This window comes from Pseudarthrobacter kochi (assembly GCF_055412805.1).
Genome location: NZ_JBVAYV010000001.1, coordinates 78,181 through 97,978, shown reverse-complemented (window position 1 = coordinate 97,978; position 19,798 = coordinate 78,181). Strand labels below are relative to the sequence as shown.

The window sequence follows — 19,798 nt, the reverse complement described above, 5'->3', positions numbered from 1 at the left end:
CGCCGGCCGCCCTATGTTCAGGGTCCTTCGTCTGGAGATCCACTGGCTCTCCCGGCGCGACTGCAGAAGTGAGTCTTGCTTGGGAGAGTGGATTTCCAACAACCGACGGTCTTTGGTTCCCCCAGCTTACGCGAGCCGGGCCGTGTGCTCCAAATCGGGCGCCTGACGTGCCGTTCAGCTGACGCTGGGTCCGAAGTCCGGGAGTTCTTTTTGCCAGATTCCCGTCACGCCTGCGGTCGTGAATCCCAGCTGCTGGTTGACCTTGAGCAGGTACCGGTTTTCCGGGGCATTCCAGGTGTAAAGGACCCGGGCGTCCGGGAACTGCTCGGCGAGACGTTCCATGTTCGCGACCTTGATCAGCAGGCCCAGTTTGTTGCCGCGGTGCTCGCTGAGGACCATGGTGTCGTCCTGGAACACGACGTCGGGCCGCAGCGCCAGGACGCTGATGGTGGTCAGGCCCACCAGCTCGCGGCTGCCGATATGTTCGACGGCGGTGACCACTGTCCGGCGTCCCTGCGCGATGGCGACGTCTTCCGCCTCGCGGAGGATGCCGCCGTCGAAGACCATGTCCGTGTCGTCGGCTCCGGGCACTCCGTCTTCGCCCGCGCTGTTTTCCAGCACTGCGACGGCCTCGAGCCACTGGTCCGGGCACCGGTCCGTCCAGTGGTGGAGGCGGTAGCGGCCTGCGTTGGCTTCCTCGGCCTCGGTCTCCAGCTCCTCCACGAGCTTGCTGTCGAGGGGCAGCGTGCAGGCGCTGAACTGCTCGATGTGCTGCAGGGTGTAGCCGCTGCGGCGGGCGAACTCGACCTCCCGGCTGTCCATCGGGACGAAGCCCAGGCCCGTGCCGGGCACCAGCTGCCCGGCTTCGCTGTCGCCCAGGGAGGAACTCGGATGGTTCGTGTCGATCAGGATGGTGTGGCGGCCCTCGTCGCGGGCGAAGTGCTCCGCGGCTTCGAGAAGCTGCCGGCCCACTCCCCGTCCCTGAAACTCCGGCAGGACGTCGAGGGCGAATTCGGCCAGGTCGAGGTTGTCCGCGAGAGGCAGCGCGATGTCGACGGTTCCGGCGATTTCGCCGCCGACCCTGGCCACGAGAATGACCTGGCGCTCGTACGGGTCCGCCATTTCCAGCAGCTTTTCCTGCGGCGCGTAGGCGAGATCGTCGCTCCCCCAGGTCTGCATTCGCACCTTGCGTCCCACTTCGACGGCGGCAATGAAGTCGGCGGCGTCCGTCCCGTCAAGGGAATCGGGGATCCACAGCTGTTCAATCCGTACGTCGTTTGCCATCACGGGCATCATCCCCAGCTGTTCTGCCATCCATGGGTGCCGGAAACCCGGCGACAACCGGGTTACCACCGCCAGCATATGCCGGTTTGCGCCAGCGTTCCATCACTACGGTTCCATCTGGTTCCATCATCGATGTGCGGCGGGCCCTCTTCGCCGCTCAGCCGCCGGTGCCGACGCTCCGCTGCCATTCCCCGTCCCAGCCGGCGGCCCGGAAGCCCAGGGCACTATTGATCGCGAGCATGTGATCGTTTTCTGCTGCATTAAACGTGATGACGCGCACCACGGCCGGATACTCCGCCAGCAGTCGTCGAAGGTTACGGATCTTGACGAGCATGCCCAGTCTGTGGCCGCGGTGGCTGGCCGTGACGAGGGTGTCGTCCTGATCGGCCAGCCACGGTTTCGACGGCGTGAGTTGCAGCACCGAGTACGCGGCCAGTTCACCGCTGTCCCGGTGCCGGGCGGCTGCCACGAGGGACTCCAGTCCGGCCCGCCGCCACGTGTCCTCGACATGGCGGACCCGTGCCACATCCCACTCCTCCGGGTCGTAGCTCAGGTTTCCGGTCGGCGCGTCTGTGCTCATCCGGGACATCAACACGGCGAGCTGGCCGGCGTACTCCTCCGGGCAGCGGCCCGTCCAGGACACAAGCTCGTACTCCGCCCCCGCGGTGGCCAGCGCCTCCCGTTCCAGCGCGTCCCACGATGCGGCATGGGCGGGAACATCCAGGGCGCTGAAGCGCGAGACCTGTTCCAGGCGGTAACCGGCCCGCAGGGCAAAGCGGACGCCCCGCGCGTCAGCGGGAACCGCTCCGGTTCCGGTGGCCGGCCTCACGGTGGCGTGCCGGTCCTCCGGGTCGAAGCCAGCGGGATGCTCCGTGTAGCTCTGCAGGATGGTGCGGCCGGCCGCGGCTGCCAGCGCTTCCGCATGGCGCAGCAGGGCCTGGCCAATCCCCCGGCCGCTGAACTCCTCCAGCACGTCGACGTGGACCATCGCGCTGCGGAGGTTCTCCTGGAGCTCGCAGCGGACCCACGACCGGGCAGCCATCCGCCCGTTCTGGCGCACGAAGAAGAGCTGGATCTTCCGGTACTCGTTGTCCCGCCAGAACTGCAGGCGGGCCTCGGGCGGAGTTGACCGGTCCAGGGTGCCCCAGGTTTGGAGCGTGAGGGCGTCGCATAATGCTCCGACGTCGAGGAAATTGCCCGCGTCCGGGGAATCGAGGGCGTCCGGGAGCACGAGGCGTTCGATGCGGTACGGCGCTGTGGTCACCGGAACAGCGTAACCGTGCCCCAAAACGCAGAAAAGACCGTCCCGCAGGTGCGGGACGGTCTTTTCCTATTGCCTACTGAGGATTAGACCTCGGTCAGGACCTTGGTGACGTTGGGGTCAACCGAGATGCCCGGGCCAAACGTGGTGGCGACGGTAGCCTTCTGGATGTACCGGCCCTTGGAAGCGGACGGCTTGAGGCGAAGGACCTCTTCCAGCGCGGCGGCGTAGTTCTCGGCCAGCTTGAGGGCGTCGAACGAGACCTTGCCGATGATGAAGTGCAGGTTGGAGTGCTTGTCGACGCGGAAGTCGATCTTGCCGCCCTTGATGTCGTTGACGGCCTTGGCGACGTCAGCGGTCACGGTGCCGGTCTTCGGGTTCGGCATCAGGTTACGCGGACCCAGGACCTTACCGAGGCGGCCAACCTTGCCCATCAGGTCAGGGGTGGCGACGGCCGCGTCGAAGTCGGTCCAGCCGGCTGCGATCTTTTCGATCAGGTCATCGGAACCAACGAAGTCGGCGCCGGCCGCGATTGCTGCCTCAGCCTTGTCACCCGTTGCGAAGACGAGGACGCGGGCGGTCTTACCGGTGCCGTGCGGCAGGATAACGGTGCCGCGGACCATCTGGTCGGCCTTGCGAGGGTCTACGCCCAGGCGGAAAGCGACCTCAACGGTGGCGTCGAACTTGGACGGGTTGGTGTCCTTGGCCAGCGTCACTGCCTCGAACGGCGCGTAGAACTTCTCCGCGTCGATCTTGGCTGCGGCTGCCTCATATGCTTTGCTGCGCTTTGCCATGCTGCTTATTCTCCTTGTGCAGTTGTGGTCTGCGGACCGCGCTGGGCCCTGCCACAGTCGGGGCCCGGCCGGTTTATCCGTGCCGGGTTTCCAACATTTCAATGTTTAGGTGGTGCCGGTTGCCCGGCGGTAAAGGCTATTAGCCTTCGACGGTGATACCCATGGAGCGGGCGGTGCCGGCGATGATCTTCGCGGCGCCTTCAAGGCTCGTGGCGTTGAGGTCTTCCATCTTGGTGGTGGCGATCTCGTTTACCTGGGCCTGGGTCAGCTTGGCAACCTTGACGGTGTGCGGGGTCGGTGAACCCTTGGCAACGCCTGCAGCCTTCTTGATGAGTTCCGCGGCCGGCGGGGTCTTGGTGATGAACGTGAATGAACGGTCCTCGTAGACCGTGATTTCAACCGGAATAACGTTGCCGCGCTGGGCTTCCGTCGCAGCGTTGTACGCCTTGCAGAATTCCATGATGTTGACACCGTGCTGGCCAAGCGCAGGACCGATCGGCGGGGCCGGGTTAGCGGCACCTGCCTGGATCTGCAGCTTGATGAGGCCGGTGACCTTCTTCTTGGGAGCCAATGTAGGGTCCTTCTCTCAATTTCGTCCTGGGGCACAGGAGCGTGCCTCAGGTTGGTGGCCGCCATGGCGAGGCGGCCGGCCGCTCAGGGGCTGCTAAGCGGGCAGTCCGGAGCGAATTCTGTGGGGAAAGCTAGATCTTGCTGACCTGGTTGAAGGCCAGCGTGACCGGGGTCTCGCGCTCGAAGATGGAGACCAGCACCACGAGGGTCTGGGAGTCCACCTTGATTTCGGAGATCGTGGCCGGAAGGGTCTCGAACGGACCTTCCTTGACGATGACGGACTCGCCGACCTCGAAGTCGACGTCGATCTGCGCGGCTGCGTGCTTGATGGGCTTGCCCTTCTCGGCCTGCTCTTCTTCGAAGACCGGGGCGAGCATGGAGAAGACCTCATCGAGGCGCAGCGGGACCGGGTTGTGGGCGTTGCCCACGAATCCGGTGACACCGGGGGTGTGGCGGACGGCGCCCCAGGAGGCATCCGTCAGGTCCATGCGGACCAGGACGTAACCCGGGATGCGGACGCGGTTGATGACCTTGCGCTGAGCGTTCTTGATCTCAACGACTTCCTCCATCGGAACCTGGATCTCGAAGATGTAATCTTCCATGTCCAGGGTCTGGATGCGGGTTTCAAGGTTGGCCTTGACGCGGTTTTCGTAGCCGGCGTAGGAGTGGATGACGTACCAGTCGCCCTCCTGGCGGCGCAGCTTGGCCTTGAACTCGTCAGCCGGATCAACCTCTGCGGCGGCGGCAGCGGCTGCCAGCGCGTCGCCCGACTCGGCTTCGTCTTCACCGGTGGCGGCTTCTTCGATGGCGGCTTCGTCGTCAGAGCCCGCCTCGACAGACTCTGCGGCGGCGTCGCCGGCTTCAGCCGTGTCGGCCTCGTCAGCCGTTTCTACCTCGTCAGCGACGTCGGATGCGGGCGCAGCGGACGCGGCCTCGGACTGTTCCCCGGTTTCCACCGCGGCGTCCTGGCTCTTATCCAGCTCAGTCTCAGTTACCTCGAGCTCCTGCTCAGACACTTGGTCTCCTGCTTCCTCATTGCCTAACATGCCTATTTAAATGACTCAATTCCGCACACCCCGCGGAACCTCCGGAATCCCGGTGGTGATCCACGCAGTCTGCGGACCGGTCGCCTTAGCGGTCCGTGGGGCCCGTGCCGCCGAAGACCCAGCCCACGCCGATCCCGAAGGCCAGATCGAGCACGGTGACGATGAGCATCATGATGACCACGAACACCAGCACCACGAGCGTGTAGTTGATCAGTTCTTTGCGGGTCGGTGCAACGACCTTCTTCAGCTCGCCGATGACCTGGCGGACGAAGAGCGTGATTCGAGCGAAAAAGCCTGCCTTGGGGGCATTCTTGGCGGGGCGGCCACTGGAGCTGCTTGCAGCCGTTTCGGTCACCTGGATCTCACTCATCCTCGCAAATGTCGGATACCCGGCTCTGAACTGAACCATGGTTGCTGCGCTTGCTCCGGAGAATCCGGAGCAGCTTGCGCAGGGCAGACAGGACTCGAACCTGCAACCTGCGGTTTTGGAGACCGCTGCGCTACCAATTGCGCCACTACCCTATGGATCGAAAACCACTTCCGGCCCGTTTCCCCAGACTTCCCTGAGGCGCAGGCCATCATCGTGTTTTCAACACCGGAGAACCAGTCTACGCAAGAACTGCGCCTACGTCGAACCGGCCACTCCGGACGCCCGCCCGCCGGGAAATCAGCCTCGAAAATGTCCTGACGAACATGCAGTCACATTTCCACGCCGGCACCGCGGGCGATCCGGTGAACAGCATAGAGTAGGTTCCGTCGAATCCCACAAACAGCCACCGAAGCTGCTAGCGAAGAATGGACCCGCGATGCCTGCCGCCCGCATTTCACAGCGTATTTCCGCCATAGCCGAATCCGCCACATTGGCTGTTGATGCCAAGGCGAAGGCGTTGAAGGCGGCCGGCCGGCCGGTCATCGGCTTCGGCGCCGGCGAGCCGGACTTCCCGACCCCCGACTACATCGTGCAGGCAGCCATCGCGGCAGCGAGCCAGCCGAAGTACCACCGCTATTCCCCGGCGGGCGGGCTGCCGGAGCTGAAGCAGGCCATCGCGGACAAGACGTTCCGGGATTCCGGCTACCGGGCCGAGGCGTCCCAGGTGCTCGTCACGAACGGCGGCAAGCAGGCCGTATACAACACCTTCGCCACGCTGCTTGACCCGGGCGACGAGGTCATTGTCCCCACGCCCTTCTGGACCACCTACCCGGAAGCCATCCGGCTCGCCGGCGGCGTTCCGGTGGAGGTGTTCGCCGGGCCGGAGCAGGGATACCTCGTCACGGTGGAGCAGCTCGAGGCGGCCCTCACGGACCGCACCAAGATCCTCCTCTTCGTCTCCCCCTCCAACCCCACCGGAGCCGTGTACTCCCCGGAGCAGGTCCGGGAGATCGGCCAGTGGGCCGCCGCCAAGGGCCTGTGGGTGGTCACGGACGAAATCTACGAGCATCTGACGTACGACGGCGTGCCCTTCACCTCGATCGCCACGGCCGTCCCGGAGCTGGGCGACAAAGTGGTGATCCTCAACGGCGTGGCGAAGACCTACGCCATGACCGGCTGGCGCGTGGGCTGGATGATCGGCCCGGCCGACGTCATCAAGGCCGCCACCAACCTGCAGTCGCACGCCACCTCCAATGTGTCCAACATCCCGCAGATGGCCGCCCTCGCCGCAGTGTCCGGCCCGCTGACTGCCGTCGACCACATGAAGCTCGCCTTCGACCGGCGCCGCAAAGCGATCGTGGCCGGCCTGAACGCCATCGAGGGTGTGGAATGCCCGACGCCGAAAGGCGCCTTCTACGTCTACGCGGACGTCCGTGCCCTGCTCGGCAAGGAGTTCCCGTCCGCGAACGGCCCCGTCCGGCCCTCGACGTCGGCGGAGCTGGCCGCCCTGATCCTGGATGAGGTCGAGGTGGCCGTCGTTCCGGGCGAGGCTTTTGGCCCCTCCGGCTACCTGCGCCTGTCCTACGCCCTCGGCGACGAGGACCTCGCCACCGGCGTCGCCCGCCTGCAGGACTTCCTCGGCAAGGCCAAATAGGACGCTCCCGCAGATCCTGCAGCACTAAACCCGACGCTCCCGGACCACGCACCACTGGACATGCCCAGCGGCAAACACCAGCAGTGGGCAGAATGCCATTCTGCCCACTGCTGGTGTCCAAGAATGAGCATGTCCCGTGGGTGCATGTGCGGGAGGGTCAGAGGAGCCGGCGCTCGGCGGCCCAGCGGGTGAGTTCGTGCCGGCTGGAAAGCTGGAGTTTGCGCAGCACCGCCGAGACGTGGGTTTCGACCGTCTTGATCGAGATGAACAGCTCCTTGGCGACTTCCTTGTAGCTGTAGCCGCGGGCGATGAGCCGCATCACTTCGAGTTCGCGGGCTGACAGCCTGTCCAGTTCGTCGTCGGCAATATCCGCAGGGGCGGTCCCGAAGGCATCCAGCACAAAGCCCGCCAGCCGGGGAGAGAAGACGGCGTCCCCGCCCGCAACCCGGCGGACGGCGTCGGAAATTTCCGCACCCGAAATGGTTTTGGTGACATAGCCGCGCGCCCCTGCCCGGATCACGGAGACGACGTCCTCGGCCGCGTCCGAGACGCTCAGCGCCAGGAACCGCGTGCTGCCAAACAAGGGTGCCGAGCCGGCCAGCACCTCGCGTCCGCCGCCGCCGAGCCCGCCGGGAAGGTGGACATCGAGGAGCACGACGTCGGGTCGGACGGCTGCGATCACGGCAACGGCGTCTTCCACGGTTGCGGCCTCGCCGGCAACGATGATGTCCGGATCCAGGTCGGCCTTCAGACCGGACCGGAAGATGGTGTGGTCGTCCACGATCACCACCCGGATCACTGGGACGGGAGTCCCCGTTTCGGTGTTGCTCACAGTTTTGCCTCTCCGTTGCTGTTGTTGGCGGCAGCGCCGGTGGATGCCCCCGCCGGCAGGGGCAGCCTGAGCCGCACCTCGGTGCCGTCCTGGTTGCTGGTGATGGTGGCAGTGCCGCCGTGGCGTTTCATCCGTCCCACAATCGACTCACGGATTCCCAGCCGGTCAGCGGGGACTGCGTCCGGGTCGAAGCCGGGACCGCGGTCCTTCACGAAGACCTCCGCCGCGCCGGCCGTGACTTCCAGGTACACCGACACGGCGCCCCCGCCGTGCCGGGCGGCGTTCAGCATCGCCTCCCGGGCGGCCTGGACGAGCGCCTCGTGGCGTTCGGTCATGGCGCAGTCGCCCACGGCCACCACCTCGACCGCGTGGCCCAGGGAGTCCTCCACTTCCGCCGCCGCGGCCTGGATGCCCTCGGACAACTGACCGGCTTCCTTGCCCGGATCCCGGTACAGCCAGCCCCTCAATTCGCGCTCCTGGGCCCGGGCGAGGCGCACGACGTCGGTCTCGTTGCCGGCGCGCCGCTGGATCAGGGCAAGTGTCTGCAGTACCGAGTCGTGGAGGTGCGCGGCGATCTCGGCCCGTTCGGTGGCGCGGACCCGCCCGGCCCGCTCCGTTTCAAGGTCTCGCCAGAACTTCAGCCCCCAGGGCAGCAGCACCAGCGCCACGCCGCCCAGCACCGCCACCGAGGCCAGCAGGGCAAGCCAGGTCTGTTCCCACGACCCTGAGCCGGACACCATCAGCAGGACCCCGGTCACAACCAGGGCCAGCCCGGCCGCAAGGCGTGCCCAGCCGCCGGCCTGGTCCGCTTTCGTCTTGTCCACGAGGCCGGCCCGGCGCGTCTCATCCAGTTGCATCCAGGCGATGGCCGCGCCGCCCAGGATGGCCGCAACCGGGATGAGGGTCCCGAGGGGAACATCAACGCCAAGCAGGCGTGCGATCAGGATGCCGGCGGCCAGCAGCAGGCCCGCTCCGAGCAGAATCTCCTTGCCGTAGCGCATGCCGGTGACCCGGTCCCGCCAGGAACCGCCAGGGGCTGCCCCGTCCGGCGCAGCCGCCGGTCCCGGCGCTGCGCCGCCTGCTGGTGCGGCCAGGCCGGGGGAGGCGGCCGCCGTCGGGAGCCTGGAGTAAGGGTCCGCGTAGGCCGGGTAGGGCTCACTCACGGCCGGGGCAATGGGCGACGCCGGCTGGCGGGCATTGCGCCTGGCGCTTTCGTCAGCGGTGGGAACCATGATCCAGAGCCAGGCGTAGAACGCCACACCGGCGCCGCCGGCGAGCGCGGCGACGGCCATCCCGATCCGGACCATCCGCACCGGCCAGCCCAGGTGCCGGGCGAGGCCGGCACAGACGCCGGCTACCACCCGGTCGCTGCCGCGGACCAGCGGCGGGCGGGACGCGGCGGTTGTCATGAGTCAATCCAAGCACGGATCAGGGTTCCCCGGACGTGTTTCCAGCCCTAACCGGGGGCGACTCAGGGACAGGTCAGGGTGTTCCCCAGTAGAGCAGAATCGTGTCTGACGGGAGGATCGAAGTATGAATCCGCACACTGAGCACCCTGATGAAGGCGACGTCCCTTCGGGCAGCACCGCCGGACAACCTGCCGGGTCACCGGTGGAACCAGCCGCAGAACCAGCCGCAGGAGCACCGGCCGAGCGGTCGCCGGCCACCTCTGCCGGTTCCGCCGCGGACCGGGCGCCTGCCGCAGACGACTCCGCCACCGCTCCGGTTGATACGTCCGCGACTCTCCCGCTGGACTTCCCGGCCGGCGCCGGGACGCCGCCGCCCCCACCGCCGCCGCACTATTACGGTCCAACACCCCCGCCGGCCGGCAGCCAGCCGCAGAACTTCTTCGACTGGATCCGCAGCCAGGGTATCCACCGCGGACGCGAGCGCTGGGTGGGCGGGGTGGCCAGTGGCATCGCCGGGCGCTTCGGCGTCGACCCGCTGATTGTCCGCGGCATCCTGATTGTCCTGACAGTCTTCGCCGGCGTCGGAGTCCTCCTCTATGGCATCGCGTGGGCACTCCTGCCCGAGCCCGACGGCCGCATCCACGTCCAGGAGGCCGCCGCCGGCCGGTGGTCGTCCGGCATGACCGGGGCCCTGATCACCACGATCATCGGCTTCCCCAGCCTGGGCACCGGCGTCTGGGGCTGGGACCGCTACGGCGTCGGCCCCTTCATCTGGACCGTCTTCTGGGTGGGCGGCGTCATCTACCTCATCTACTACCTGAGCCAACGCAACAAGCCCCGGAACGGAGTGACACCCCTGTCCCCGGGCCCGCAGGCCGGCGGCCCGGCAGGCCCCGCCTACCCACCGGCCGCGGCAACACCTTCGACACTCTCGACACCGGCAACGCCGGGAACGCCTTTCGCCACGACCGGCTACGGCGCGTCGACTGCGCTGCCCCGCTATGGCGAGTCAACCGTGCCCGGACCGGGCTGGGGCGCGCCTCCGCCGTCGGGCCCCGTGCCTCCCCCCGGGGGCGGCTACCGGCCGGTGCCGGGCGGCGGACCTGTCCCGCCGGCCAAACCCCGGAACCTCGGCCCCGGCGCCCCCGCGGTGGCGGTGACCGCCGGGCTCGCACTGCTGGTGGGCGGCGGCATCAAGGCCCTCGACGTCGCGAACGTGATCGACCTTGGCACCTCCAGCAATGCCGTCGTCTGGGCCAGCGCCGCCGTGGTCCTGGGTCTCGGGATCCTCATCGCCGGGCTCCGGGGCCGCACCTCGGGCATCCTCGGATTCTTCGCCGCGGTCGCCCTGATCGTCGGCGGCATCTTCAATGTGCTCCCAAACGGCGACCGCTTCCGCCCGCAGAACGCCGACTGGTCACCGGTGAGCATCGAGCAGGCGCTGGGCGGCTTTGATATCACGGCCGGCACCGGGACCGTGGACCTGACCAGGATCTCGCTTAATCCTCCGCTGGGAACAGATCTGGTGGTCCCCATTGACGCGACGGCAAGCAACCTCACGGTGGTTATCCCGAACACTGTTCCGGTGGAGGTCCGCGCCGACATGACCATGGGCAACCTCAACGAAGGCAGCCAGAACCACGGCGGCATGACCACCCAGCAAAGCAACTACAACACCGGCAAGCCGGGAGCGACACTGGTCGTGAAGATCAACGGCACCTTCAGCAACGTCACCATCAAGGAAGGGAACTGACATGAGCAGCTATGACGCACCGTCCGGCAGCCCGGAAGGCAGCAGCCCCGCCACTCCCCCGCGCTCCGGCGCCCCGGAGCCGCCGGAGGATTCCCCGCCGCGCGTAGGCACCATCGTCTGGGGGCTGATTGTGGTGGCCCTCGCCGCACTGATCATCGTTTCCCAGCTCGGCATCGTCGCGCTCAACGGCACCTACGTGGTGATCGGCCTGATGATCGGCGCGGGGGCGGCACTTGTGGTGGGCGGGCTGCTTTCGGCCCGCGGACGTGACAAAGCAGCATCGACAGGGAAGTCTTGAACCATGGAAAAGTTCTTCAGCACCGTCAGGGGCCTCGGCCTGAAACGTGGTCCGCAGCGCTGGTTGGGCGGTGTCTGCGGCGGCATCGCCGCCAAGCTGAATGTGGATGTCGCGTTCGTCCGGATCGCGTTCCTGCTCTTCGCGTTGCTTCCCGGTCCGGCCTTCGTGTTCTATCTGGCGGCCTGGCTGCTCCTCCCGGACCAGCGGAACGCCATCGTCCTTGAGACGTTCCTGGCGAACCGTTCGTCCCGCCCCTAAGATCCGGCCCGCGAGACGGCGAAGTGCCCCTGCCGCCCGGCGGGGGCACTTCTCCGTTGTCAACGTTTGTGTCCCGCCCCACATGCGCTACTAGACTCTAGGTGAGCTCAGCGTGGCGCTCTGCCTGTAACCCTTCGAACCAGGATTTGAGCCGAGACATGAAAATTGGAATCCTCACCAGTGGCGGCGACTGCCCCGGACTGAACGCCGTGATCCGTGGCGCCGTCCTGAAGGGCATCGCCGTGCATGGCCACGAGTTCGTGGGGTTCCTGGACGGCTGGCGCGGCGTCGTCGAGGGCGACACCATCGAGATCCCCCGCACCATGGTCCGCGGCATCGCCAAGCAGGGCGGGACCATCCTGGGCACGTCCCGCACCAACCCGTTCGAAAACAACGGCGGGCCCGAGGTCATCAAGGCCAACATGGACCGGTTGGGCATCGACGCCCTCATCGCCATCGGCGGGGAAGGCACCCTGGCCGCGGCCAAGAGGCTCACCGACGCCGGCCTGAAGATTGTCGGCGTCCCCAAGACCGTCGACAACGACCTCGACGCAACGGACTACACCTTCGGCTTCGACACCGCCGTCGAGATCGCCACCGAGGCGATCGACCGGCTGCGGACCACGGGCGAGTCCCACCACCGCTGCATGATCGCCGAGGTCATGGGCCGCCACGTTGGCTGGATCGCCCTGCACGCCGGCATGGCCTCGGGCGCCCACGCCATCCTGATCCCGGAGCAGAAAGCCTCCATGGAGCAAATCGCCGAATGGGTCGTCTCCGCACGCGACCGCGGCCGCGCTCCGCTCGTGGTCGTCGCGGAGGGCTTCGTGCCGGATGACCAGGAAACGCCGCACTCCGAACGCGGGCTGGACACCTTCGGCCGTCCGCGGCTGGGCGGGATCTCCGAGCGGCTGGCCCCCGAACTGGAGGCCATGACCGGCATCGAAACCCGGGCGACGGTCCTGGGCCACATCCAGCGCGGCGGGGTCCCCACCGCATTCGACCGTGTGCTGGCGACCCGCCTGGGCATGGCCGCCATCGACTCGGTCGTCGAAAAACGCTGGGGCACCATGGTGTCCCTCAACGGCACCGACATCGTCCACGTGGGCTTCGACGCCGCGCTCGGCAACCTCAAGACCGTCCCGCAGTACCGCTATGACGAGGCCGCGGTCCTCTTCGGCTGAGCCGCCTGATCCGCTGCACTGAGCCCGACACGCCGGTGGGTAGGGTGGAGCCATGACACTTGAGCCCGGTTCGGTCGATATCATCCAGCTCGCGTGGGCCCGCCGCCTGGGCCTCGACGACGGCGCGTTTGCGGCTGCCGCGGGCGAACGCATCGCACGTGCCGACGAGTCGGCCCGCGCCGTCCAGTTCGTCCGGCTGTTCGGCAATTCCGCCCTGGTGGGACCGCAATGGGCGCTCGACGCCGCCGTCGGGCTGTCCGACGGGGAACTGGCCCAGCACGGCACCCTGTTGACCATCACACGGGACCACGGCGGCCACGGGCTCGGCGCCGCGGCGCTGTTCTTCGCGGACGACCTGCCCCTGCAGCAGCCCGCGGAGGAACTGACCGTCTCGCAGGGTAGCCCGGAAGCGGTCGAGCTGGAAGCCGCCTGCCCGCCGGATGACGTCAACGAAGTGGGCCTCTCGGACCTCGAGCACCGCTTCACCATCATGCACCTGGAGGACGGCCGCCGGACCCCGGTGGCCTGCGGCGCCTACACCGAGTGGGAGGGCATCCTGGCCCAGATGGGGGTGCTGGTCGCCCCGGAGCGGCGCCGCCAGGGACTGGGCTCACTGGCCGCCTCCATCGCGGCCCATGAGGCCCTCGCCTCCGGGCTGACGCTGCAGTGGCGCGCCGAGGTCAGCAACAAAGGCTCCCTGGCCATCGCCCGCAGCCTGGGTTTTTCCGCCGGCGGCATCCAGACCAGTGTGCTGCTGGGCTGACCCGGCAGCACACCGGCGTCAACTCAGCGGGACTGCAGTCCGGCGCCCCCGGTGCCGGCTGACGCTGCCGGCACGGAGCCGGGCGTGCCCCAGTCCTGGACCGGCTGGGGCTTGGCGAAGAACAGCACCACCGCCATGCCGATCAGGATCACAGCAGCGGGCAGCAGGATGGACTGGCCCATCGCCGTCGAGAACCCCTCCTGCAACGCTGCGGGCAGTGTGCCGCCAAACGACATCGGGCTTGCCTCCCCGGATCCGCCCGGAACTGCCGGGAGTTCGGCCGCGAGCCGCGCCTGGATCAGGACCGCTATCGCGGCACTGCCGAGGACTGCCCCGATCTGGCGGGTCGTGTTGTACACGCCTGAACCGGCGCCGGCCAGCCGCGGCGGCAGGTTCCGGGTGGCGGTGGTACTCAGCGGCGCCCAGATGCCGGCGTTCGCGAAACCGAGCACGGCACTGGGCAGGAGGAACAGCAGGATCGGCGTATCCGGGTGCATCAGGACGGCATTCCAGGCCAGCGCCACCGACATCAGGAGCAGACCGGTCGCGGTGATGAACTTCGGGTTGACCCGGTCGATGATCTTGCCCACCACGGGCGCGAGCCCGCCGGAAATGAGCGCCATTGGCACCATCATCAGTGCAGACTGGGTGGGGGTCAGCCCGCGGACGATCTGGAAGTAGAAGATCAGCGGCAGCGTGAAGGAGGTGATGGCGAAGCCGACGGTGGTGATGCCGATGTTCGCCAGGGAAAAGTTCCGGTCCTTGAACAGGGACAGCGGCAGCAGCGGCTCGCCCTTGTTCACCTTCTGCCACACGACAAACGCCACCAGCACGACGATCCCCGAGATAATGAGCCCCCACACCGTGATGGGTCCGGTGATGGTGCCCCAATTGTAGGTCTCGCCTTCCTGGATGCCGAACACCAGCAGGAACAGCCCGACGGCGCTGAGCAGCACGCCGGGGATATCGAACTTGTGCGGGTGGGTGCTCAGGGCGGGCACGTAGCGCACGGCCAGGAAGAAGCCGACGAGGCCGACCGGGAGGTTGATGAAGAAGATCCACTCCCAGCCGAGGCCGTCCACGAGGACGCCGCCGAGGATCGGTCCCACGAGCGTGGCGACGCCCGCGGTGGCGCCCCAGATGCCCATCGCGGCGCCGCGGCGGTCCGGCGGGAAGATCCGGGTGATGACGGCCATGGTCTGGGGTGTCATCAGCGCGGCGCCGAAGCCCTGGAAGACCCGGGCCAGGATCAGTGTCTGGACGTCGCCGGAGAGCCCGCACCAGAGCGAAGCCAGCGTGAAGACGACGAGCCCCGTCAGGTAGAGCTTCTTCGGGCCGAAGCGGTCGCCCAGCCGGCCGGTGATCAGCAGCGGCACGGCGTAGGCGAGCAGGTAGGCGCTGGTCACCCAGATCACCGCGTTGATGTCGGCGTTCAGGCCTTCCATGATGCGGGGGTTGGCCACCGAGACGATGGTGGTGTCGATCAAGATCATAAAGAACCCGATCACGAGGGACCACAGCGCCGGCCACGGCCTGGCAACGATTTCCATGGGATTCCTTACGGGTCGAAAAGGATGCTTGTTTTAGTTCTCAAGGAGTTCGGAGGGGCCGAAGCCCCGGATGGGCTACCAGGCCAGCTGGCCGCTGCCGAGCTGGTCCTGGAGGTGCCGGATCCAGCCGATCTCGGCCTGCAGCATCACCTGCTGGTAGTCCATGTCGATCCAGTACTTGCGTTCGACGCCCTTCGTCCGGACCCGGTCCTGCGCCGCGGCGAGGAAATCCAGGTGCCCCTGCAGGCCCTGGAGGCGGCGGTCGAGCAATCCGGTGACGACGCCGGCCGGAAGGTTATACGCTTCCGAGACGGCCAGCGGGAACGAGGGGTACTCGTTGACGGGGCTGGCCAGCATGTCCCGGAGCCTTTGGGTGAGGGCTGCCCGCCCTGCCTCGGAAATCTCATACGTGGTCCGTTCGGGACGGTTGCCTTCACGGTCTGTACCGGCAGCCAGGACCAGCCCCTGCTCCTCAAGCCGCCCCACCGCGTGGTACAGCGTTCCCGGCCGGACCTTCACGAGCCGGTCCTCATGCCGGGCCATCAGGAGCTGGTACATCTCGTAGGGATGCATGGGCTCTTCCACCAGCAGGGAGAGAGCGGCGACACCCAGCGGTGTCAGCGGCGCGGTTCGGACCATGGAGCATTTTCCTTCACGCGGTGTCTGTCAACGCGGCGAGAAGCCGCGGGTATATTCCACTAGAAATATTCCACATGGAGTATGAGCACGCAAACTACCATTCGGGCCCCCGGGACATGGTCAGCCCAGCAGGGCCAGGATGTCCTTCCGGTCGAACATCCGGGCGGCCGCCCGGGCGGAGGGCGTCCCGGCGTCGGGGTCCGCGCCGGCGTCGATCAGCACCTGCGACACATCCGTGTAGCCCTTGAAAACGGCACCGGCAAGAGGCGTCTGGCCGCGGTCGTTGGCGGTATTGGCGTCTCCGCCGTGCGCCAGGATAAGCCGGACGGTGTCGGCGTGGCCATGGTAGGCCGCGAGCATCAGCAGGGAATCCCCGGCCGCGTTCGTCAGGGTGGCCGGGACCCCGGCGGCGAGGTAGCTTCCGAGCATGGCGGAGTCACCCTGGCGGGCAGCATCAAGGAGCCTGTGGGCCAGGGCCAGAGTCTCCTCGTCCGGCGCGGTGCTTCCCTCTGTCATCGGGTCCCCCTCAGAAAACCGGTCTGCCGCCCCACGACCTGGCCGGCGTCGGGAGCCACAATGACCTCCTGCGCCGCCGTGTAGGGCTCTTCGCCGTCAAGGACGGTCAGTACTTCCCCGGGCGCTACCGAGCGTTTGACCACGGCCAGGGCCACCGGCCCCATTTCGTAATGCTGCGCCACGGACGTTACGGTGCCGACCCTGCGGTCACCGGACCGGACCTCGCTGCCGACCGCGGGCATGGTGTGCTGCGAGCCGTCGAGCTGCAGGAACACCAGCCGGCGCGGCGGGTGGCCCAGGTTGTGGACCCGGGCCACAGTCTCCTGGCCCTTATAGCAGCCCTTGTTCAGGTGCACGGCGGTGCGGAGCAGGTCGAGTTCGTGCGGGATGGTCTTGTCGTCGGTTTCGGCACCCCAGCGCGGCCGCCACGCTGCGATGCGCAGGGCTTCGGCTGCCCAGACCCCGGCCAGCGGGCGTTCGCCGGCCGTGGCTTCAAGTTCAGCGGCCGGGACGAGGTACTCGAACCACGGCCGTTCGAGCCCGGGGTGGGAATCCTCCCCCACCACCGCGTAGGAGTAGCCGCCGGCGCCGACATGCGGCCACGGGTCTTCCCAGACAAGCAGCCCGGACCATTCGGGCACCCGTCGGGTGGACCCCAGCACGGCCCAGTCCGCCGACACGTCGGTGATCTCGACCCGGAGCATGAACTTCATCTTGTTGAGCCATTCCGCCAGCGGGCCGGCCTCGGCGGCCTCGACGATCAGCCAGGTCGTGGCGCCGTCGTCCACCACCCGTGCGTCGAATTCGATCCGGCCCTGCACGCTCAGGAGCAGCAGTTCGCTGGACTGCCCCGGCGGCAGGTCCGTGAGCTGCTGGGAGGACAGCGTGTTGAGCCAGCTCAGCCGGTCCGGCCCGGTAACGGTGACGACGCCGCGGTGCGACAAATCGACGACGGCGGTTCCGGCGGCCAGTGCCCGCTGTTCGCGCAGCGGTTCGCCGTAGTGGGAGGCGACGCCGGCGTCAGCGCCGCCGGCTTCGACGGCGCCAGGGCGCGCGAGCAGTGGGCTCTTGGTAGTCATATGTAGTAGAAGTCCTCAGCGGTTAGCGGTATTCCGGATTTTCGAAGTCAAACCTGGTCCCGGTTTTCCAGGCCTCGGGCAGGTTGCCGTAGGCAGGAATGCCGCCGGCGTCCTTGAGCATCCGGGCCAGGTGCAGCAGGTTCCATGTCATGAAGGTGGTGTTGCGGTTGGTGAAATCACTTGCGGGACCGCCGGAGCCTTCATCGAGGTAGCTCGGGCCCGGCCCGACGGCGCCGATCCAGCCTGCATCGGCCTGCGGCGGGATCGTGAAGCCGATGTGCTGGAGGCTGTAGAGGACGTTCATGGCGCAGTGCTTGATCCCGTCCTCATTGCCGGTGATGAGGCAGCCGCCCACCTTGGGATAGAACGCCCACTGGCCCTTCCCGTTCAGCTCGCCCGAGTGGGCGTAGAGGCGCTCGATCAGCTTCTTGGTCTGCGAGGAGTTGTCTCCGAGCCAGATTGGCCCGGCCACCACAACAATGTCCGCGTCCCGGACGGCCGGATAGAGCTCCGGCCATTCATCGCTCGCCCAGCCGTGCCGGCGCATGTCCGGATAAACGCCGCTCGCGATGTCGTGGTCCACCGTCCGGATAACCCTGGTGGCGACGCCCTGCTTGTCCATGATCCGGCGGCTGACGTCGATCAGGCCCTGCGTGTTGGAGGCCTCGGGGGACTTCTTCAAAGTGCCGTTGAAGTACACGGCTTTGAGGTCGCTGAAATCGGGGGTTGTTGCGGGTGTGGCATTCACTGGGGTACTCCCTGCGGTCGCGGCGGACAACGGAAAATCAGTGAGACCTCAGGATCGGGCAGCTGTCCGCCGGCGCGCCGGGCGCCGCCGGTCAGCTGACTTTGTGGAGGATGGCGGACGCGTGGGCTTCCAGGCCGCTGCCCCCGGCAGGGCCCTTGCCCGTTCCCACGTCCCAGCGCCAGAGCAGGTTGCCGTCCACGAGGCCGAAGATCCTGGTGGCGGCAGTGTACTCCTTGGAGTGGCTGCCCCGCATCACCATATCGGTGCTGAGCTGGATCTGCGGGCCCTTGATCTGACCGTAGTACAGCTCGGAGATCCCGCCGGGGTGGGAGATCGACACGGAGATGTCGAAGCCGCCGTCCTTGTTGCGCAGCGCCTCGACTTCGTCGGCGCTCTTAAGCACAGGAACGATGTCGGCCGGAATAAGCCCGGGGCCGCCATCCTCTTCGCGCTGTTTTCGCTCCAGCGCCCAGAAACCGGTTTCGACGGTCAGCGGACGCAACGTGGTGCCTGCGTCGTCGGTCAGCCAGCTCTCGGCACGGTATTGCAGGTAGGGCAAACCGTTGTGCGTGAAGGACACGTGTTGCCGGAAGTGCTCGGAATCCTCTTCCCCGGCCCCCAGCCGGCCCCCGCCCTCCCACTCACCAATGAGCCAGGAAAGCGGAACGATTTCGGGTGTCAGATCTGTAGGTATTTCAATCGGCACAGCAGCTACCTCTGGAAACGAAGACGGCTATTGATTTCTGGCTGTTACTTCTGGCCTTTGAAGAGGCGGTAGACAACAAAGCCGGCAAACCACGCCATGGCCAGGCTGGCAACGCCGAGCAGTACAAGGAAGAAGATTTCAAATGCAAGTACGGACATGATGCCATCCTAGCGTGTTAGTAGATGAGTAGTTTGTCTATGAAGTAGGCCAGGGAACCGACGGCGGAGACCGGGCCCAGCCCCATTCCGAGTGCCGCCGCAAAGCTTAGCGATTCGCCGCGGATGATCACCAGCCGGCGGAAACTCATCAGCACGGCCCCGACCACCACGCCGACGATCGCGGCCGGCAGCACTGCGATATCGGAGAAGACGAGGCCCGCGAGCGGTCCCGCCAGCCCGGCGCCGACGACGCCCAGCGGCGCCACGACCCGGTCCGGCCAGCGGATCAGGCCAGCCAGCAGGGCGATCGCAGCGCTGATGGCGGCGACCAGGAGCATCTCTTGAACGCCGTTGAAGCGGGAGCACGCAATCCAGCCGGCGCCCAGGCAGGAGAGCATAACGCCGGCACTCGAACCGAGCGTGGACTCCAGGCGCTGCGCCTGCCCGGTGCCGCGGATCAGCTGCATCACGAAGACCGCCATGACGCCTGCCGCCATAAACGACGGGGTCCAGTCCAGGAATCCCGGGGCGGGAAGGTAAGTGGCGGCAACGGCGGCGCCGATGCCCGGCAGACCGATCAAGGCGGCCAGGGTCTTCTTGGCCGGAATCCCCAGAAAGTGCGGCCAGCCGATCCCGACGGCGGCGGCGGTGAGCACTCCCACCGCCAGGAGCGCCTCCGGCGAGATGTACGACGCGCCGACTATCGCGGCGAGTCCGGACAGCCCGATGACGCCGATGGACCACGTCTTCACTGTTTACCCGGCATCGTCGTATCCGTCATCCGTTTTCCAGTCATCGTCGTACTTTCGCTCACTGCGGACCCCAATTCGACCTGATCTTTCGTCAGGGGGCTGCGGGCCCCGACGGATCAATCCTGCCCTATGTGACCGTTTTGTGTCGCAAAAGAACCGGACGCAGGTGACGCA

21 protein-coding genes and 1 tRNA gene are annotated in these 19,798 nt (G+C 67.1%); 6 read left to right on the top strand and 16 right to left on the bottom strand.

Features of this window, described 5'->3' with window-relative positions:
* Positions 1 to 174: 174 nt before the first annotated feature.
* The 7 genes from ACZY0Y_RS00530 to ACZY0Y_RS00500 all read right to left on the bottom strand — a co-directional run bounded on the left by ACZY0Y_RS00530 (position 175) and on the right by ACZY0Y_RS00500 (position 5,477).
* Complete coding sequence (locus ACZY0Y_RS00530) at positions 175 to 1,284, bottom strand: GNAT family N-acetyltransferase (RefSeq protein WP_463879738.1); 1,110 nt, start codon at positions 1,282 to 1,284, stop codon at positions 175 to 177.
* Positions 1,285 to 1,441: 157 nt separating this feature from the next.
* Complete coding sequence (locus tag ACZY0Y_RS00525) at positions 1,442 to 2,548, bottom strand: GNAT family N-acetyltransferase (protein WP_463956427.1); 1,107 nt, start codon at positions 2,546 to 2,548, stop codon at positions 1,442 to 1,444.
* 83 nt (positions 2,549 to 2,631) lie between these two features.
* On the bottom strand, positions 2,632 to 3,339 hold the full coding sequence (rplA, locus tag ACZY0Y_RS00520) for a 50S ribosomal protein L1 (protein ID WP_024365991.1): 708 nt from the start codon (positions 3,337 to 3,339) through the stop codon (positions 2,632 to 2,634).
* Between the two features lie 139 nt (positions 3,340 to 3,478).
* Entirely contained in the window at positions 3,479 to 3,910 is a 432-nt protein-coding gene (rplK, locus tag ACZY0Y_RS00515; RefSeq protein WP_024365990.1) for a 50S ribosomal protein L11, read from the bottom strand.
* 130 nt (positions 3,911 to 4,040) lie between these two features.
* Entirely contained in the window at positions 4,041 to 4,925 is an 885-nt protein-coding gene (gene nusG, locus ACZY0Y_RS00510) for a transcription termination/antitermination protein NusG (protein WP_463879734.1), read from the bottom strand.
* Between the two features lie 115 nt (positions 4,926 to 5,040).
* A complete protein-coding gene (gene secE / locus ACZY0Y_RS00505; protein WP_160664273.1) occupies positions 5,041 to 5,325 on the bottom strand; it encodes a preprotein translocase subunit SecE in 285 nt (94 codons plus the stop codon).
* A 79-nt stretch (positions 5,326 to 5,404) separates the two neighbouring features.
* Positions 5,405 to 5,477 (bottom strand) — tRNA-Trp (locus tag ACZY0Y_RS00500).
* Positions 5,478 to 5,761: 284 nt separating this feature from the next.
* Here ACZY0Y_RS00500 and ACZY0Y_RS00495 point away from each other — a divergent pair.
* Positions 5,762 to 6,979 (top strand): pyridoxal phosphate-dependent aminotransferase, encoded by a 1,218-nt coding sequence (locus tag ACZY0Y_RS00495; RefSeq protein WP_463879732.1) that lies wholly within the window; start codon positions 5,762 to 5,764, stop codon positions 6,977 to 6,979.
* 157 nt (positions 6,980 to 7,136) lie between these two features.
* Here the strand turns inward: ACZY0Y_RS00495 and ACZY0Y_RS00490 are convergent, their stop codons facing one another.
* Positions 7,137 to 7,811: a LuxR C-terminal-related transcriptional regulator gene (locus ACZY0Y_RS00490; RefSeq protein WP_463879730.1), complete on the bottom strand. Its 675-nt coding sequence runs from the start codon at positions 7,809 to 7,811 to the stop codon at positions 7,137 to 7,139.
* Positions 7,808 to 9,220, bottom strand: coding sequence for an ATP-binding protein (locus tag ACZY0Y_RS00485; protein ID WP_463956425.1), 1,413 nt, complete (start codon positions 9,218 to 9,220; stop codon positions 7,808 to 7,810). The genes ACZY0Y_RS00490 and ACZY0Y_RS00485 overlap by 4 nt, the downstream gene beginning before the upstream one ends.
* 124 nt (positions 9,221 to 9,344) lie before the next feature.
* Here ACZY0Y_RS00485 and ACZY0Y_RS00480 point away from each other — a divergent pair, with 124 nt between their 5' ends.
* The 5 genes from ACZY0Y_RS00480 to ACZY0Y_RS00460 all read left to right on the top strand — a co-directional run bounded on the left by ACZY0Y_RS00480 (position 9,345) and on the right by ACZY0Y_RS00460 (position 13,476).
* On the top strand, positions 9,345 to 10,973 hold the full coding sequence (locus ACZY0Y_RS00480) for a PspC domain-containing protein (protein ID WP_463956424.1): 1,629 nt from the start codon (positions 9,345 to 9,347) through the stop codon (positions 10,971 to 10,973).
* Between the two features lies 1 nt (position 10,974).
* Positions 10,975 to 11,271 (top strand): hypothetical protein, encoded by a 297-nt coding sequence (locus ACZY0Y_RS00475; RefSeq protein ID WP_024367653.1) that lies wholly within the window; start codon positions 10,975 to 10,977, stop codon positions 11,269 to 11,271.
* Between the two features lie 3 nt (positions 11,272 to 11,274).
* Entirely contained in the window at positions 11,275 to 11,529 is a 255-nt protein-coding gene (locus ACZY0Y_RS00470) for a PspC domain-containing protein (protein ID WP_024367654.1), read from the top strand.
* 158 nt (positions 11,530 to 11,687) lie between these two features.
* Positions 11,688 to 12,713 (top strand): 6-phosphofructokinase, encoded by a 1,026-nt coding sequence (locus tag ACZY0Y_RS00465; RefSeq protein WP_463879723.1) that lies wholly within the window; start codon positions 11,688 to 11,690, stop codon positions 12,711 to 12,713.
* Between the two features lie 52 nt (positions 12,714 to 12,765).
* Complete coding sequence (locus ACZY0Y_RS00460; RefSeq protein WP_463956423.1) at positions 12,766 to 13,476, top strand: GNAT family N-acetyltransferase; 711 nt, start codon at positions 12,766 to 12,768, stop codon at positions 13,474 to 13,476.
* A 23-nt stretch (positions 13,477 to 13,499) separates the two neighbouring features.
* Here the strand turns inward: ACZY0Y_RS00460 and ACZY0Y_RS00455 are convergent, their stop codons facing one another.
* The 7 genes from ACZY0Y_RS00455 to ACZY0Y_RS00425 all read right to left on the bottom strand — a co-directional run bounded on the left by ACZY0Y_RS00455 (position 13,500) and on the right by ACZY0Y_RS00425 (position 19,624).
* On the bottom strand, positions 13,500 to 15,026 hold the full coding sequence (locus tag ACZY0Y_RS00455) for a DHA2 family efflux MFS transporter permease subunit (RefSeq protein WP_463956422.1): 1,527 nt from the start codon (positions 15,024 to 15,026) through the stop codon (positions 13,500 to 13,502).
* Positions 15,027 to 15,101: 75 nt separating this feature from the next.
* Entirely contained in the window at positions 15,102 to 15,665 is a 564-nt protein-coding gene (locus ACZY0Y_RS00450; RefSeq protein ID WP_463879718.1) for a PadR family transcriptional regulator, read from the bottom strand.
* Between the two features lie 120 nt (positions 15,666 to 15,785).
* Complete coding sequence (locus tag ACZY0Y_RS00445) at positions 15,786 to 16,181, bottom strand: ankyrin repeat domain-containing protein (protein ID WP_463956421.1); 396 nt, start codon at positions 16,179 to 16,181, stop codon at positions 15,786 to 15,788.
* A complete protein-coding gene (gene ygfZ, locus ACZY0Y_RS00440; RefSeq protein WP_463879715.1) occupies positions 16,178 to 17,260 on the bottom strand; it encodes a CAF17-like 4Fe-4S cluster assembly/insertion protein YgfZ in 1,083 nt (360 codons plus the stop codon). The genes ACZY0Y_RS00445 and ygfZ overlap by 4 nt, the downstream gene beginning before the upstream one ends.
* A 22-nt stretch (positions 17,261 to 17,282) precedes the next feature.
* Complete coding sequence (locus tag ACZY0Y_RS00435) at positions 17,283 to 18,008, bottom strand: flavodoxin family protein (protein ID WP_463879713.1); 726 nt, start codon at positions 18,006 to 18,008, stop codon at positions 17,283 to 17,285.
* Positions 18,009 to 18,099: 91 nt separating this feature from the next.
* On the bottom strand, positions 18,100 to 18,714 hold the full coding sequence (locus tag ACZY0Y_RS00430; protein ID WP_463879711.1) for a nitrobindin family protein: 615 nt from the start codon (positions 18,712 to 18,714) through the stop codon (positions 18,100 to 18,102).
* A 175-nt stretch (positions 18,715 to 18,889) separates the two neighbouring features.
* Complete coding sequence (locus ACZY0Y_RS00425) at positions 18,890 to 19,624, bottom strand: permease (RefSeq protein ID WP_463956420.1); 735 nt, start codon at positions 19,622 to 19,624, stop codon at positions 18,890 to 18,892.
* Positions 19,625 to 19,798 lie beyond the last annotated feature (174 nt).

Excerpts from the sequence above, each read along its gene's own strand:
- ACZY0Y_RS00445 (WP_463956421.1), bottom strand. The coding sequence starts at position 16,181 with ATGACAGAGGGAAGCACCGCGCCGGACGAGGAGACTCTGGCCCTGGCC.
- ACZY0Y_RS00455 (WP_463956422.1), bottom strand. The coding sequence starts at position 15,026 with ATGGAAATCGTTGCCAGGCCGTGGCCGGCGCTGTGGTCCCTCGTGATC.
- ACZY0Y_RS00530 (WP_463879738.1), bottom strand. The coding sequence starts at position 1,284 with ATGGCAAACGACGTACGGATTGAACAGCTGTGGATCCCCGATTCCCTT.
- ACZY0Y_RS00475 (WP_024367653.1), top strand. The coding sequence starts at position 10,975 with ATGAGCAGCTATGACGCACCGTCCGGCAGCCCGGAAGGCAGCAGCCCC.
- secE (WP_160664273.1), bottom strand. The coding sequence starts at position 5,325 with ATGAGTGAGATCCAGGTGACCGAAACGGCTGCAAGCAGCTCCAGTGGC.
- ACZY0Y_RS00470 (WP_024367654.1), top strand. The coding sequence starts at position 11,275 with ATGGAAAAGTTCTTCAGCACCGTCAGGGGCCTCGGCCTGAAACGTGGT.
- ACZY0Y_RS00460 (WP_463956423.1), top strand. The coding sequence starts at position 12,766 with ATGACACTTGAGCCCGGTTCGGTCGATATCATCCAGCTCGCGTGGGCC.
- ACZY0Y_RS00485 (WP_463956425.1), bottom strand. The coding sequence starts at position 9,220 with ATGACAACCGCCGCGTCCCGCCCGCCGCTGGTCCGCGGCAGCGACCGG.
- ACZY0Y_RS00480 (WP_463956424.1), top strand. The coding sequence starts at position 9,345 with ATGAATCCGCACACTGAGCACCCTGATGAAGGCGACGTCCCTTCGGGC.
- ACZY0Y_RS00450 (WP_463879718.1), bottom strand. The coding sequence starts at position 15,665 with ATGGTCCGAACCGCGCCGCTGACACCGCTGGGTGTCGCCGCTCTCTCC.
- rplA (WP_024365991.1), bottom strand. The coding sequence starts at position 3,339 with ATGGCAAAGCGCAGCAAAGCATATGAGGCAGCCGCAGCCAAGATCGAC.
- ACZY0Y_RS00465 (WP_463879723.1), top strand. The coding sequence starts at position 11,688 with ATGAAAATTGGAATCCTCACCAGTGGCGGCGACTGCCCCGGACTGAAC.
- ACZY0Y_RS00495 (WP_463879732.1), top strand. The coding sequence starts at position 5,762 with ATGCCTGCCGCCCGCATTTCACAGCGTATTTCCGCCATAGCCGAATCC.
- ygfZ (WP_463879715.1), bottom strand. The coding sequence starts at position 17,260 with ATGACTACCAAGAGCCCACTGCTCGCGCGCCCTGGCGCCGTCGAAGCC.